Source organism: Marinomonas sp. ABL3_031, from assembly GCF_056161265.1.
In genome coordinates this window covers 68,226-83,429 of sequence record NZ_JBSWYU010000004.1, presented here as the reverse complement: position 1 = coordinate 83,429, position 15,204 = coordinate 68,226, and the positions used below count along the sequence as shown (strand labels likewise).

The 15,204-nt window shown below is 45.7% G+C and carries 15 protein-coding genes; 6 read left to right on the top strand and 9 right to left on the bottom strand.

Translation table 11 applies throughout. The features are described 5' to 3' along the window. Position 1: 1 nt before the first annotated feature. From ACXAH2_RS06485 to purU, 4 genes are all read right to left on the bottom strand, one after another. A complete protein-coding gene (locus ACXAH2_RS06485) occupies positions 2-2,917 on the bottom strand; it encodes a 2Fe-2S iron-sulfur cluster-binding protein (RefSeq protein WP_475077358.1) in 2,916 nt (971 codons plus the stop codon). After that, a complete protein-coding gene (locus ACXAH2_RS06480; protein WP_475077357.1) occupies positions 2,914-3,222 on the bottom strand; it encodes a sarcosine oxidase subunit delta in 309 nt (102 codons plus the stop codon). Before ACXAH2_RS06480 ends, ACXAH2_RS06485 begins: the two co-directional genes overlap by 4 nt. 9 nt (positions 3,223-3,231) lie before the next feature. Next, complete coding sequence (locus tag ACXAH2_RS06475; RefSeq protein ID WP_475077356.1) at positions 3,232-4,479, bottom strand: FAD-dependent oxidoreductase; 1,248 nt, start codon at positions 4,477-4,479, stop codon at positions 3,232-3,234. A gap of 166 nt (positions 4,480-4,645) precedes the next feature. Next, positions 4,646-5,506 (bottom strand): formyltetrahydrofolate deformylase, encoded by an 861-nt coding sequence (purU, locus tag ACXAH2_RS06470; RefSeq protein WP_475077355.1) that lies wholly within the window; start codon positions 5,504-5,506, stop codon positions 4,646-4,648. Between the two features lie 171 nt (positions 5,507-5,677). Here purU and ACXAH2_RS06465 point away from each other — a divergent pair, with 171 nt between their 5' ends. Beyond that, positions 5,678-6,436, top strand: coding sequence for an IclR family transcriptional regulator (locus ACXAH2_RS06465; protein ID WP_475077354.1), 759 nt, complete (start codon positions 5,678-5,680; stop codon positions 6,434-6,436). Between the two features lie 193 nt (positions 6,437-6,629). On the opposite strand, the gene ACXAH2_RS06460 is transcribed toward ACXAH2_RS06465, so the two are convergent. Genes ACXAH2_RS06460 through glnT form a run of 4 tightly spaced genes read right to left on the bottom strand, consistent with a single transcriptional unit; the run spans position 6,630 to position 10,952 of the window. Then, complete coding sequence (locus tag ACXAH2_RS06460) at positions 6,630-7,958, bottom strand: FMN-binding glutamate synthase family protein (RefSeq protein WP_475077353.1); 1,329 nt, start codon at positions 7,956-7,958, stop codon at positions 6,630-6,632. 18 nt (positions 7,959-7,976) lie between these two features. Beyond that, the gene (locus ACXAH2_RS06455) at positions 7,977-8,660 is read right to left on the bottom strand and encodes a GltB/FmdC/FwdC-like GXGXG domain-containing protein (protein WP_475077352.1); all 684 of its coding nucleotides are present in this window, start codon (positions 8,658-8,660) and stop codon (positions 7,977-7,979) included. A gap of 9 nt (positions 8,661-8,669) precedes the next feature. Next, entirely contained in the window at positions 8,670-9,572 is a 903-nt protein-coding gene (locus ACXAH2_RS06450) for a class II glutamine amidotransferase (RefSeq protein ID WP_475077351.1), read from the bottom strand. A 45-nt stretch (positions 9,573-9,617) separates the two neighbouring features. Continuing rightward, positions 9,618-10,952 carry a type III glutamate--ammonia ligase gene (gene glnT / locus ACXAH2_RS06445; protein ID WP_475077350.1) on the bottom strand — a complete coding sequence of 445 codons (1,335 nt, stop codon included), beginning with the start codon at positions 10,950-10,952 and terminating at the stop codon, positions 9,618-9,620. Between the two features lie 243 nt (positions 10,953-11,195). Between glnT and ACXAH2_RS06440 the strand changes: the two genes are divergently transcribed. The 5 genes from ACXAH2_RS06440 to arsB all read left to right on the top strand — a co-directional run bounded on the left by ACXAH2_RS06440 (position 11,196) and on the right by arsB (position 14,593). Beyond that, complete coding sequence (locus ACXAH2_RS06440) at positions 11,196-11,849, top strand: helix-turn-helix domain-containing protein (RefSeq protein ID WP_475077349.1); 654 nt, start codon at positions 11,196-11,198, stop codon at positions 11,847-11,849. A 129-nt stretch (positions 11,850-11,978) separates the two neighbouring features. Further along, positions 11,979-12,353, top strand: a complete 375-nt coding sequence (locus tag ACXAH2_RS06435; protein WP_475077348.1) for a metalloregulator ArsR/SmtB family transcription factor — start codon at positions 11,979-11,981, stop codon at positions 12,351-12,353. 13 nt (positions 12,354-12,366) lie between these two features. Next, positions 12,367-12,837, top strand: a complete 471-nt coding sequence (locus ACXAH2_RS06430) for an arsenate reductase ArsC (RefSeq protein ID WP_475077347.1) — start codon at positions 12,367-12,369, stop codon at positions 12,835-12,837. Next, positions 12,837-13,556: an arsenical resistance protein ArsH gene (arsH, locus tag ACXAH2_RS06425; RefSeq protein ID WP_475077346.1), complete on the top strand. Its 720-nt coding sequence runs from the start codon at positions 12,837-12,839 to the stop codon at positions 13,554-13,556. The genes ACXAH2_RS06430 and arsH overlap by 1 nt, the downstream gene beginning before the upstream one ends. A gap of 20 nt (positions 13,557-13,576) precedes the next feature. Next, on the top strand, positions 13,577-14,593 hold the full coding sequence (arsB, locus tag ACXAH2_RS06420; protein ID WP_475077345.1) for an ACR3 family arsenite efflux transporter: 1,017 nt from the start codon (positions 13,577-13,579) through the stop codon (positions 14,591-14,593). Between the two features lie 139 nt (positions 14,594-14,732). Here the strand turns inward: arsB and aroQ are convergent, their stop codons facing one another. Next, complete coding sequence (gene aroQ / locus ACXAH2_RS06415; protein WP_475077344.1) at positions 14,733-15,194, bottom strand: type II 3-dehydroquinate dehydratase; 462 nt, start codon at positions 15,192-15,194, stop codon at positions 14,733-14,735. Positions 15,195-15,204 lie beyond the last annotated feature (10 nt).

Below are 15,204 nucleotides of genomic sequence, written 5' to 3'. Positions count from 1 at the left end.
ATTAAACCACCTCCTGACGAGTACCTTCTGGATCATAAAATGGCAATGCCACCACCCTTGCCAAGACCGCTTCTCCCGACACACGAATAGGTATTTTGTGACCTATGTCTTGCTGATCAATGCCAACAAAGGCAAGGCCTATGTATTCCCCTAAGGTAGGAGAATATTCGCAGGAAGTGACATTACCAGTGATATTGGCATCGCCACCAACACCATCCAGTACAATGTGCCCTTCTTCAGGTTTCGGTAGGGTCTTGTCTAAGGTAAAGCCAACCAGTTTACGCGTTTGCTCACGGGCCATCACAATATCAACGGAGCGGCTACCAACATAGAAAGGCTTATTGCGGGCAATCGCCCATTCTAACGACAACTCACCCGGATGGGACATGCCATCTGTGTCTTGACTGACAATGATGTGTCCCTTTTCAAGGCGCAATAATCGTTGCGTCTCAACCCCAAATGGACATAGATCAAATTCTTCTCCCGCCGTCATCAATAGATCCCAAATCTTGAGGGCAAATAAGCTTGGCATATGCACTTCATAACCCAACTCGCCAACAAAGCCCACTCGCATAAGACGAACAGGCATGCCAAGTATGGCACCTTCTCGGTAACCTAAATAGGGAAATGCCTCATTGCTAAAATCCACATCCTGACAGACTTTTTCCAGAACTTTACGCGCCAGCGGGCCGGCGACGTTTACGGCAGCAAAAGCAGAGGTCACATTGGCAATATCCACCTGCAAACGCCATTGGGCATTCCACTTGGTCATTTCTCGATAGACAGTATCGACCCCACTGGTTGTCGCCGTCACATAGAAATGATTTTCCGCAATTCGACAAGCCACCCCATCGTCTACCACCACACCCTGCTCATTGGTCAATACTGCATAACGCGTTTTGCCAATCGGTTGTTTTATAAAGGCAAAGGTGTACATACGATTCATGAATTCGGCAGCATCCGGGCCTCGTAGCTCAATTCCCCCCAAGGTACTTACGTCGATCATACCAACGCCATTACGTACCGCTAAGGCCTCACGCTCAATCAAAACATTACGATCTTGTTTTGGGCCATAAAATGCCGGACGTCGCCAAATACCCGCAGGGATCATATGCGCACCCAATTCAACATGACGCTGATGCATGGGCGTGTATTTATGAGGGTTAAAAATGCGCCCAGCAATACTGGCCAGCTTCTCTGGAGCAAAAGGCGGACGCGCCGTTGTTACTCCAGTTTCACTGACGCTTCTTTGCGTGGCTTGAGCCACCAAACGCGCCGTTGGCAAGGCTGAATGACGTCCTTGTGACGGCCCCATGCCGACCGTAGAAAAACGCTTCACCAGTTGCACATCTCGGTAGCCAAGGCGGGTCGCATTGACAATATCCTTGGCTTGCAAATCTTCATCAAAGTCGACAAAGTCTTTGCCTTTTGGATGTTTGAAGATAGGCCAGTCGAAATTAGTTTTTCGCTCACAGATGACCTGTGGAAGAGCCGCATCCGTTAACTTGAGACCCAGCAGAGCATCCTGCGCAGCGCGCTGTCCATCCAACACTACCTTTTCCAGCTCATGAACACCGTTCACTGAGCCTGCAATGAACACATTGTTGGGTAAATTCGATAAGCTAAAGCGCGCACTGGCATCTTCGTATTCCAATTGCGCCCCGCCCTGACAAAGCAATTGGTAAATGGGCATATAGCCTGCCGACATACACAAGAGGTCACATGGAATGGTCACTCCATCCATCACCACTTGCCCTTGTCCTGAAATGCTATGAACCTTTACCGCCGCCAGATGCTTTTTGTCGTTGGTCGCAATGGCCTCATAAACGGTCGCTTGTCGCTTGACCTTAATACCCAATCTCTCAACTTCTGCGAGTAATTCTGCCTCAACGCCTTCTTTACGCATGTCCACCAGCAAAGACACCTGTACGCCATTCTTAGCCAATTCAATGGCGGCAAGGTAACCGTCATCATTACCAGTCAACACAACGGCCTTTTGCCCTGGTTTAATCGCATAATGTTTCATTAAACGCATGGCTGCGCTGGACATCATGATGCCCGGCAAGTCGTTATTGCGAAACACCACATGCTGCTCAAACGCACCAGAGGCCACCACACATTGTTTGGCGCGCAGCTTAAACATTCTGTTGCCCTGAATGACTGGCAAGTAATTATCGGCAAACCAAGCATTGCAAGTAGCATTGACAAGTACACGAATCTTAGGGTGTTGTTTCACCTTTTCCACTAAGCTAGATAAGGTGTCCTCTGCCAACTGACCTTCCATATCAAAACGATGGTAGGTTAATGCGCCACCCAGTTGCGGGTTTTCATCGATCAATATAACATCTGCGCCCCCATCCGCCGCATGAATAGCGGCCGATAAGCCTGCAGGGCCAGCACCAATAACAGCAAGATCACAAAACGCGTACGCTTTATCATGATAAGTCGGTTTGAAATCAAGATCCGCCACACCTAGACCGGCTTTTTTGCGAATAAAAGGTTCCCATTTATCCCAAATGCCTTTTGGCTTATAAAAAGCACGATAATAAAAACCCACCGGCATAAAACGGCTGCCATAGCCCAGCTTGGCGTCTTTGTCATGCTCTAAAGAGCCATTGTAGTTTTGTCCCATCACCACAGCTTGGTCAGCCACCTCAACTCGGTCGGCTAAGACATTGGGCTCTTGGGGCAACTGCACTAGTGTATTGGCATCCTGACCGGCCATGGTCAAAGGGCCTCTTGGTCGATGATATTTAAAGGAACGTGACATTAACCATTGACCATTCGCCACTAAAGCACTGGCAATAGAGTCACCTTGAAAACCACGATAACGAGTGCCTTCAAACTCAAAACGGATTTCTTTGTTGCGGTCTATTAATGAACCAAGTGGTGCTGCCAGACGCTCTAAACCACTCATTTTGACACCTCCGAAGCAGAATCTGTCTGAGCAAATTCAACCGTTTTTTGATACAAGTCACTTGGATCAAAGGTTCGTAAAATTTCGTCTGAAGCCGTATGTCGTTCGGCAATAAACCAATATCCAGAGGGGGAATGGAACCACCATTCTTGGACAAGTCTAATGGTATTATCTGAGTAGAAAACATAGTCAGCCCATTCTTTATCAGTACAGGTTTTATGGTTGGGCATGGTTTTTACTTCACCACCATAAACAAACTCTGAAATGTTTCTTGGGCCATTCAGTGGGCAAGTCATTAGTTTCATTGCGATCTCCTAGTGGCTAGCGGCCGTAGCGCCCATTTCATTGACTTGACGGAAAACATCAAAACGATCCATGGCAAAAGGCGCAATCAATTCAGGTACTTGGCCGCCACTGGCAACCAGTTCCGCCATGGTCTTGCCACAGATAGGCGTTGATTTGAAGCCCCAGGTTCCCCAGCCCGCATCAAGATAGTAATTCTCCACTGGGCTTAACCCCATGATAGGACTGTAGTCAGATGTCATGTCCGTGATCCCTGCCCATTGACGCATCAATTTGAGATTTGCCATGAAAGGAAACATCTCGACGGCACTGGCTAGCAAGCTTTCTTTGAGATCTAAGGTAGAACGGGTGTTATAAAGCGGATAAGGGTCTGAGCCACCACCAAATACAATTTCTCCGCGACCCGTTTGCTGCACATAGCAATGCAATGCAGATGAACTCACCAAGGGATCTAAAAAGGGTTTCACTGGCTGCGTCACCATGGCTTGTAATGGATACGTGGTAATCGGCATCTTGATACCCGCCATAGCAGCGACCAGAGAACTATTGCCTGCAACCGCTTGCACCACACAAGCACAACTCACCTTGCCACGATTGGTTGTCACACCTGTCACCTTGCCCTGTTCAACCGTCACCCCAATGACTTCGGTCAGCTGGTGCAACTCAACACCTCGTTGAGTTGCACCCTTAGCATAGCCCCACGCCACCGCATCATGACGTGCGGTGGCACCATCGATGTGCCAAAGACCAGCAAGAATAGGCATGTCAGCCGGATTCATATTAAGTGTTGGTACCAATTCTTGTATCTGTTGCGGATCAATCAACTCCGTACGCCCACCAAAATGTTTATTGACTTCAGTACGTTGACGAAAAGAACGCACTGTGGCGTCAGTGTGGGCAAGAGTTAACTGACCACGAGAGGAGTACATGATGTTAAAATCAAATTCGTTTGACAGACCCTGGAACAAATCCACTGATTGCTTATAAAACTTTACCCCTTCGGAGGTGAGATAGTTAGAACGAATCACTGCCGTGTTTCGAGCCGTATTACCACCACCAAGATAGCCCTTTTCCAAAACGGCAATGTTCGTCACTCCATGGTACTTGGCAAGATAGTAAGCAGTAGCAACACCATGGCCACCACCACCGATAATCACCACATCATAGTGACGTTTGAGCTCTGTTGGCGCAGGCAAGTCTGCGTCTTTCTCAAATGGGTAATCGTTAGAAAGCCCATATTTCAATAATGAAAATGGCATAGACTGTGTCCTCACTTAGCTAAGTGTATGGCGTAATCCGTTCACTTGATCTCTGGCATGTTTAGCGGCTGCCTACTCTAAAATACAAACAACAAAACTGATAAGACGACTCTCTGTGTCACTTTATGCGATGTCACTTATGTCGGTCACAAGATCGGGCCGAGTATTACTTAAAGACCACGGTTTTATTACCATACATAAAGACGCGGTGTTCTAAATGAAGACGTACAGCACTTGCTAAAGCCACCGTCTCAGTATCACGTCCCACAGCCACCAAGCGTTCTGGGGAATAAGAATGATCAACCGGCTGCACGGATTGTTCAATGATTGGGCCTTCATCCAAATCCGAGGTAACGTAGTGTGCAGTTGCACCAATCAACTTAACACCGCGAACATGAGCTTGATGATAAGGCTTGGCCCCTTTAAAACCGGGTAAAAAGGAGTGATGAATATTAATCGCACGACCATGCAGCGCTTTGCATAGACTGTCCGACAAAATTTGCATATATCGAGCCAACACCACCAGGTCGGTATGAGTCTCTTCTACGATTTGCAACAATGCCGCTTCCTGCTCAGGCTTATTCTCTTTCGTTACTGGCAAATACACAAAGCGAATGCCTTCACGCTCAGCCATCGCACGTAAATCTTTATGATTAGAAACAATGGCCGTGATCTCCATCGGCAATTCGCCTTTACGATGACGATACAACAAGTCATCCAGACAGTGATCAAATTTGCTTACCATTAACAGTACGCGCATCGGCTCAGCCGCATCAAACAGCTCCCATTCCATATCAAACTGGGAAACTTGGGCACCAAAACCTTCGCGAATTTTATCAAGAGACGTATCGGCGGATTCAATGCGACAAACAGCACGCATAAAGAATCGCTGATTTTCTTCATCGTCGTACTGATGCATCTCAGAAATGTAACACCCTAACCCCGCTAAGTAGGAAGTGACTGACGCCACAATGCCACTTGTGGCATTACAGGCAGCCTTAAGTACAAATGTATTTGATTCCGACATTTCTTCTCCAATAACGCGTTCACTAAACAAAATTCACACATCTGATTTGTTTATCTAAAGTAAATTAAATATATTATCAGGAAAATTAAATGACAATAACTTAACGAAAGTAAGTCAAAAATATCGCTAATTCCTACGCAGATGAATTTATCCTTTGTATTTGGAGAAAAAATGAACAAGACAACTGATTATCATGTGCCTGCGCTGACTCGGGGTCTGCACATTCTTGAGCTGTTTGATGCTGAACACAGGGTGTTGAGCACGCAAGACTTTGCCGATCATTTAAATGTCAGCGCATCCTCCACCTATCGGATAGTGCAAACCTTGCTTGATCGAGGTTACTTAAAAAAGGTGGCGCGCAATGCCTACGAACTGGGTCCACAAATTGTTTCCCGAGGTTTTGCCTACCTTGCAGGAAAAGAACTGATTGATATTGCTGCTCCATACCTTAACGAACTGCGAGATGAAACCTCCATATCCTGTCATCTGGCCGTGAGAGATGGTTTGGATACGCTTTATATCTATCGTGCTCAAGCGTCTCAGCGTCTATCGGTTAACATTCCTTTAGGCACCAGACTGCCCTGTCATACCAGCGCCATGGGACGTGTCTTATTACAGCAGTTAAGTGATATTGAGCTGAATGCCATGTATCAGACACAAGCATTAGACATGTATCCAAGCCCCCATCCACAGACCCTCTCTGAACTCAAACACTTACTTCAAGAGGAATGGCAACAGGGCTACTCAAGCAACCGCTCAGACAATGCCACCGCCATTGCCGCGCCGATTAAGAATTACCTAGGTAACACCATTGCCGCCATCAATATTTCGGGGGCAGATCAAGTCATGAACAACCCAGAAAAATTCGATATTGCCAAAAATCAATTATTAAAAGCGGCGCAGTCCATATCTTTGGTAGCGCCAGCATAAGCAAGATCAAAACAGAAAAGTCTGCGTATCTAGTACTTTGCAGAATATTCATAAAACGGATCTTTTCTTACATTTCATCAAAACGATAAGCCAAAACTTTCACCCCTGCTTTGACAACTTAACATCACCCTTTATAAGCATTTAACCACGCAAAAGCGTGGTTAAATGCTTTACTAGAGTTGGTTAGTAATCGTTAATATTGCTGTCCAGGGATCCAATTCGTCCCTGCTAAAGGAACTCGCGCCATGGCAGCCGCTTCGACATTCAAGGCCACCAAATCTTCAGGTTCCAAATTTCGCAGATCGTTTTTACCGCATGCCCTAGCCAAAGTTTGCGCTTCCAAGGTTAACACTCGCAAATAATTCGCCAATCGATTTCCCGCTGTCACTGGGTCCAAACGTTTCATGAGTTCTGGGTCCTGAGTGGAAATCCCCGCTGGATCCTTACCTTCTTGATAGTCGTCGTAGAAACCCGCCGCCGAGCCAATTTTTTGGTAATCCTCTTCCCATTTAGGATCATTACACCCAATTGCGACCAAAGCGGCCGTTCCAATTGCCACAGCATCTGCACCCAACGCCATGCATTTGGCAACGTCCGCACCATTGCGGATGCCACCGGATACGATTAACTGCACTTTACGGTGCATGCCCATTTCTTGTAATGCCTGAACCGCTTGCGGAATGGCGGCTAAAGTCGGAATACCAACGTGCTCAATAAAAACGTCTTGGGTCGCTGCCGTTCCACCTTGCATACCGTCAACAACAATAACGTCGGCGCCTGCTTTCACGGCAAGTTTTACATCATAATAAGTTCGAGTTGCCCCCACTTTTATATAAATAGGCACCTGCCAATCGGTGATTTCTCGAAGTTCTTGGATTTTGATCGCTAAGTCATCTGGACCAGTCCAATCAGGATGACGACATGCAGATCGCTGATCAATGCCTTTTGGTAGGTTACGCATTTGCGCCACTCGATCGGTAATCTTTTGTCCCAACAACATACCGCCACCACCAGGTTTAGCGCCTTGCCCCAAAACCACTTCGATGGCATCCGCTTTACGTAAATCATCTGGATTCATACCGTAACGTGACGGCAAATATTGGTAAACCAGCTTTTTAGACTGACCACGTTCTTCTGGCGTCATGCCACCATCACCTGTGGTGGTAGAAGTACCTGCAATAGAGGCCCCACGTCCCAACGCTTCTTTCGCATTCGCCGATAAAGCACCAAAACTCATTCCCGCGATGGTGACGGGAATATCCAGCTTAATCGGATTCTTAGCAAAGCGATCACCTAACACAACCGAGGTGTTACAGGTTTCTCGGTATCCTTCTAAAGGATAACGGGACATACTCGCTCCCAAAAAAAGCAAATCATCAAAATGCGGCACTTTACGCTTGGCACCAAAGCCACGAATATCATAAATACCTGTATCAGCAGCACGGCGTATTTCTGCCATGGTGGCACGATCAAAGGTGGCAGATTCTCTTAAGCTTGTAGTGTCGTTAGATTCGTTACTCATGATTCTCACCTCTAATATTTAGTATGCCGATGCATTATCAACTTTGAAGGTATAAAGCTGACGTGCCGAGCCATAGCGCTTAAAAGAAGCTGGATCCTCGTCCACACCAGCCTTGGCCAGCAGTCCGCTCAGCTCTTCAATATGCTCTGGGCGCATTTCTTTTTGTATGCAGTCCGCCCCAAGTGATTTCACTTCACCTTTAACATAAATATGCACTTCATAAAGTGAGTCACCCAAGGCTTCACCCGCATCGCCACATACGACAAGAGAACCAGATTGCCCCATGAAGCAACTCATGTGACCCACACTGCCCTTTACCACTATGTCCACACCTTTCATGGAAATACCACAACGTGCCCCGGCATTGCCTTCAATGACCAACAAACCTCCTTGTGCCGTCGCGCCTGCGGCCTGCGATGCGTCACCTTTTACACGTACCACACCTGACATCATATTCTCAGCAAGACCTTGACCAGCATTGCCATGAACGGTAACGCTGGCGGTTTTATTCATTCCGGCACAGAAGTAACCTGCATGACCGTGAATATCAACTTGCAAATCCGCATCCAGACCAACAGCAATATTGTGGTCCCCTTTAGAGTTGGTAACGCACCATTCTTGTTCGGTAAGTGAAGCCTGTTGAGCATGCAGTGCCTGGTTCAGTTCACGAATGCTGCTGGTGGCTAAATCAAATGTTTTCATGTTATTCCCCTACGACTTGCGTTCCCAAATGTAGAATCTTGCTGGCTCAGGTTCCCACACGGTGGCATGTTCAATACCTGGTAATGAAGCCAAAGCTTGGTACTCAGAGGCCATCGCCACATAGTCTTCTGTTTCCGCTAATACTGCAGGCTTACAGGCAATAGGATCACGCATCACAGCAAAGCCATCTTTGGTACCGATAGTGAAAGTGAAAAAACCATCAAGATCTTTCAACGCATTTTCTAAAGCCACTTTCAACGAATCACCATTATTTAAGCGCCAAGTCAGGTATCCGGCGGCTACCTCAGAATCATTTTCAGTTTCAAAAGAGATGCCCTCGCGCTTCAATTTATCACGTAGGCGATTATGGTTTGATAATGAGCCGTTGTGCACAAGACATAAATCGGATCCTGTAGAAAACGGATGACTGCCTTCCATGGTCACCGCCGACTCTGTCGCCATGCGAGTATGTCCTATAATATGACTGCCTTTCATACCCTCTAGGTTAAATTTCGAAGCAATGTTTTCTGGAAGGCCCACTTCTTTTAGAATCTCAATCGAATGGCCCGCACTCAGAATCAAAACATCCTTCGCATTCATGGCCATCCAATCACGTACACTCATTTCCGTTGCGTTCACTTTCAGTACTGCCACATTAGCGTTCTGCATCCAGTCCACTTCACAAGCCAATGCGGTGGCTAACTGATCCGCAAGATCTGCCCAATGAAAAGTGTCACTTGGATGACGTAAGGTTAACTTCACCCAATCAGAGGCAACATCATCACCATAAATCGCAAAGCCTGCACTGTCCGGGCCACGATCCGTCATCGCGACCAACATGGGTTCAAAAAGCGCACCCAATTTGCCTTCATATTTATCGTTTTTCAGATAAAGACCCACTATTCCACACATGGCAGAAACCTCTGTTTAATTAATTTTTTAGCTCACTGGTAGCAATTAGAAAAATTCAGCGTAGCGCTTCAGTTCCCAGTCAGAAACATGGCGCAAATATTCACCCCACTCCGCACGCTTAACCTTTAAAAACTCTTCAACAATGTCACGACCCATTGCGTCAACAAACACAGTGTCTTTTTCAAGCTCATCAAGAGCGTCTCCTAACGTCTGTGGGAGAATAGAAATGTTTTTCGCGATAATGTCTTCAAGTGTTAAATTGTATAGGTTGATATTCATTGGTTCACCAGGATCAAGCTCACGCTCAATGCCATCTAAACCCGCCGCAATCAAAGCGGAATGTACAAGATAAGGGTTACAACCTGAGTCAGGTAGACGGAACTCTAAGCGACCATAAGGCACACGAATTAAAGCGGAGCGGTTATTGTCACCATAACACTCATAAGCTGGTGCCCAAGTTGCCCCAGAACTATTACCACCCACCACCAGGCGCTTGTATGAGTTCACTGTTGGCGCCGCAAAGGCACAAATGGCCTTAGCGTGGGCAAGAATACCGGCCGTAAAGTGATAAGCCATTTTTGATAGCCCCATACCATACTTATCACTGTCATCACTAAACAAATTCTTGCCAGATTCATCTGTGATGGATAAATGGAAGTGCATACCATTACCTGTTTTGTCTGCAGCAGGTTTTGGCATAAAAGAACAAATAATGCCCATATCATTGGCTATCTCACCTGCGGCCATACGAACAAACGTAAAACGATCCGCGGATTCGAGAGCATCGCTGTAGGTATAATTGATTTCAAACTGACCGTTCGCATCTTCGTGGTCTATCTGATAGACATCAAAATCAACCGCTTGAAGCGCTTCAACTAAACGCTCCAAAAATTCTCGTGAGCGAGACAAGCCTTTATAGTCATAACATGGCTTATCTAGGGTATCTGAAGCATCCACCGGAGTTAACTGCCCACTTTCCCCTTTTTTAAATAGATAAAACTCTGGCTCCAATCCAGTATTCAGTGTCCAACCTTTTTCTTCCAAACGCTGCAATTGCTTTTTTAGCACCACACGGGAGCAATAAGGATAAGGCGCATTATTAACGTAACCATCACAAGCAAGACGCGCATAACCTGGCTGCCAAGGTACAATACTCAAGGTTGATAGATCTCCACGGGCGAGAAAATCAGGACCATGAGGTTCCATCGCCAATCCAGTAACAGCAAAACCTGCGAACCCAGCACCTTCTTCAACCACATCGAAGATATTTTTTGCCGGTACTGACTTAGTCTTGGCAACACCATGAATGTCAACAAACTGGGCAAGTACATATTTGATCTTATTTGATTCTAAAAAACTTGTGACTTCGTTATATTGCATTACATTACTCCTAAGTTCATTTGGACAACTTATGGAACATTCAAAGCAAGCGACTATCATCATGTTCGCCCGAAAAATTCCTAAAGGGAAACTATTATTCCCTTCAAGAAAGCAAATATCTTGCCACGACATTCTCTTTAAGTAAATTTATTTTCCTTAAAAGAAATAAGCCAATGCTAAGAAGATAATGACTCAAAAAAAAGCTGCTACAATGAGCATACGAAGAATAAGGGTTTTAAGAAAATGACAAGCGACGCACCATCAAGACACATAAAAGCACTTAAAGAGGGCGAAATTAGTCAGGACAGAGAACAGTCGCCACGTTTGAGATTGGAAGATTACATTGCCATGCAAGTAAAACGTAAACGGATGGCACAAAACCTGAAAATAGCGGATGTCGCTCGCATCGCAAAACTCAGTCAAGGCATGGTAAGTAAAATAGAAAACGCGCAAGTATCGACAAGTTTGGATACGCTTGGACGCCTGTGTGATGCAATTGGCCTATCTATTTCACAACTTTTTGCCGACTATGATCGTCCTGAAGGGGGAGCTCAACATACAAAAGCAGGCCAAGGAATGGAAGTAGTCAGAAGAGGAACCGAAAAAGGACATACTTACCATCTACTGAATTACACTCGCGGTGAAACTCAGATTGTTGAACCTTTTCTCATCACAATGGACGATGCAAGTGAAATCTTCCCGACATTTTCTCATCCTGGACAGGAGTTTATTTACATCCTAGAAGGAGAAATCATGTATCGTCACGGTAATAAGCTTTACCACATGGAGAAAGGGGATTCTTTATCCTTCGATTCCAGCATTCCTCACGGACCAGAAGCGTTGCTTGATGTACCGATCAAACTGTTGTCTTTTATCACCCACAGTAAAGAGATCTAACAACGCACTGCAGCAAGTTATTGCTCTTATCTTAACCTCATCGACTTGAGATTAAATACAAATCTATTCTGATCCCCATCATTAAACTCACTAACGTTGCACCGGAGCTTGACTTTCGATCAATAATATATGAAATTTCACATATATTATTTACCACATATTTTTATTATGACGCCTTTAACTTTCTATAAATGCTTGGCAGATGACACTCGTTTAAAGACCTTATTACTGATTTCTCAGACAGGGGAAGCCTGCGTCTGTGATCTACAAGATGCCTTACAATTAGACCAACCAAAAACCTCACGCCATCTGGCAGAGCTACGTAAATGCGGTATTTTACAAGATCAACGTCGAGGCAAATGGGTTTATTACCAAATTCATGAACAACTGCCAGAATGGGCAAAACAAGTCATTCAAAATACGGCTCAACATAATCCTGACTACTATCAGCAAGCTTTAACTATCTTAAAAGCATGCCAAACGGCATCCAACCATTGTTGCTAACCATGAGGTTGATATGAAAATTTTGTACATCTGCACTCACAATCGTTGTCGTAGTATTTTGTCTGAAGCCATTACCAATGGCATGGCTAGCGATATGATCGAAGCCAAAAGCGCGGGCAGCCAACCTGTGGGGGAAGTTCATCCCTTGTCGATTAAATATTTACAGCAAGCAGGCTATGCCACGGACAATCTACACAGCCAGTCTTGGGATGACTTTGAAGACTTTGCCCCCGATCTGGTCATTACTGTATGTGACTCGGCAGCGGGGGAAACCTGCCCAGTATACTTCGGCAAGAGTTTAAAAGTGCATTGGGGGCTTGCTGATCCGTCCAAGTTAGAAGGCGATGAAACAGAAAAACAGCAAGCCTTTATGGCCTGTATTAACACCATTGAAGAAAGGGTGGCGCAGTTGAAAACCTTGGCTTCTCGCCAGCTGGATAAAAACCAGTTGAAATTTGAACTTGAGATTTTGGGGGCACAATAATGAGCCTACTGGATAATCGGCTGCCTAACCTAGACAGTGAGCAATTTCACATTCCTCACCACGATCAATTACAGGTTCAACCCAGCAACCACCAACCGCGCATTTTATTGCTTTATGGGTCATTACGAGAGCGCTCTTACAGTCGCTTAGTGGTGGAAGAAAGCGCGCGTTTACTCACCGCCATGGGCGCTGAAACCCGTATATTCAACCCAACTGGTCTACCGCAAACAGATACGGAAGACGAACATCACCCCAAGGTTAAAGAACTCAGAGACTTAATGATGTGGTCAGAAGGACAAGTCTGGTGTTCTCCTGAGCGTCACGGTTCGATGAGCAGTATCTTCAAAAGCCAAATTGATTGGGTGCCACTAAGCCTTGGTGGAGTAAGACCAACTCAAGGCAAAACCCTTGCCGTCATGCAAGTTTGTGGCGGCTCTCAGTCTTTCAACACAGTCAATCAAATGCGCATTTTAGGCCGCTGGATGCGTATGGTGACCATTCCAAATCAATCTTCTGTCGCCAAAGCTTTCTTAGAGTTTGAAGAAGATGGTCGCATGAAACCTTCGCCTTACTACAATCGCATTGTGGATGTAATGGAAGAGCTGATGAAATTCACCTTGTTGCTCAGAGACAATAAGGAAGTCTTCGTTGACCGCTATTCAGAGCGTGTTGAGAGTGCTGAAGAGCTCAGTAAAAGAGTCAATCAGAAAAGCATTTAATAAATTATTAGGACAACGCCATGGGATTATTTGAACGTTATTTAACTGTCTGGGTAGGGCTGGCCATTCTCGTTGGTATGATGTTGGGCAATTTTATACCTGACGTTTTTGCTGTCATTGCCAACATGGAATACGCCAAAGTCAATTTGGTCATCGCGGTTCTTATCTGGTTAATGATTTACCCTATGATGGTGCAAGTGGATTTTTCAGCCATTAAAAATGTCGGTAAACAAACCAAAGGCTTGGCATTAACGGTTGTGGTAAATTGGCTTATTAAGCCTTTCTCCATGGCCTTGCTGGGTTGGTTGTTTTTCAAAGGCTTGTTTGCCGATTGGGTGGACCCGCAGACCGCCAACGAATACATAGCTGGGATGATTTTGCTGGGAGTAGCACCCTGTACCGCCATGGTCTTCGTATGGAGCCAACTGACCAAAGGGGACGCCAATTACACCTTGGTTCAAGTCTCCATCAATGATGTCATCATGATCTTTGCCTTTGCTCCAATCGCAGGCTTCTTATTGGGCGCAACCGACATTCATGTTCCTTGGGACACTCTATTGGCTTCTGTGGTGCTATACGTATTGATTCCATTAATTGCGGGTGCGATCACGCGTAAAAAACTAGACAAAGCCAATGATCACTCCAAATTAAATGATTTCCTTAGCAAGATGAAACCTTGGTCTATCATAGGATTAGTTGCGACAGTGGTACTGTTGTTTGGTTTTCAATCGGAAACCATTCTAGCCAAACCTCAAGCCATTATTTTGATTGCCATTCCATTGCTGATTCAAACCTATGGGATTTTTGCCATTGCCTATTGGTTGGCAAAGAAATTCAAGTTACCCCACAAAGAAGCGGCACCTGCCAGTTTGATCGGTACCTCTAATTTCTTTGAATTGGCCGTCGCAGTGGCGATCTCTTTGTTTGGTCTGCACTCTGGTGCGGCCTTAGCAACGGTAGTCGGCGTGTTGGTCGAAGTACCAGTGATGTTGTCCTTGGTTTGGTTTGCCAATCGCACCCGACATTGGTTTGCCTAAATTCACTATTAAAAGGCAATTCGCGTAAAACTCTACACTGTAGATAAGCCAAGCTTCAACATAAACCTCTAAAAGAGCAGAATCACCTTACTCTTTTAGAGGGCTACTTGGCGCTATCAATGTGCTTCTGACTTAGCGGCTACAGATCCTTGGCCTGACATTTTTGAACAAGACCTTGAATCGCAAACACATAACCCTGTACCCCCATTCCCACCACGATACCGCTAGCGACTGGGGAAACGTAGGAATGGTGACGGAAAGACTCACGAGCGTGAACATTCGAGATATGCACTTCCATCACAGGAACATCCGCTCCCTTGATGGCATCATGAAGTGCAATAGAAGTATGGGTATAGGCACCCGGATTAAACACCACGCCTAACAATTCACCCGACTTCACCTTCTGACCTGCCTGATGAATCCAGTCTATTAAAGCGCCTTCATGATTAGACTGATGACATTCTACTTCATAACCCAAAGCCGCTGCCGCTTGCTCACACATTTGTTCGACATCCGCTAAGGTTTCATAACCATATTGCGCAGGCTCGCGTGTTCCTAACAAATTTAAATTTGGGCCATTGAGCACCATGATGCTTGCCATAATTACTCCT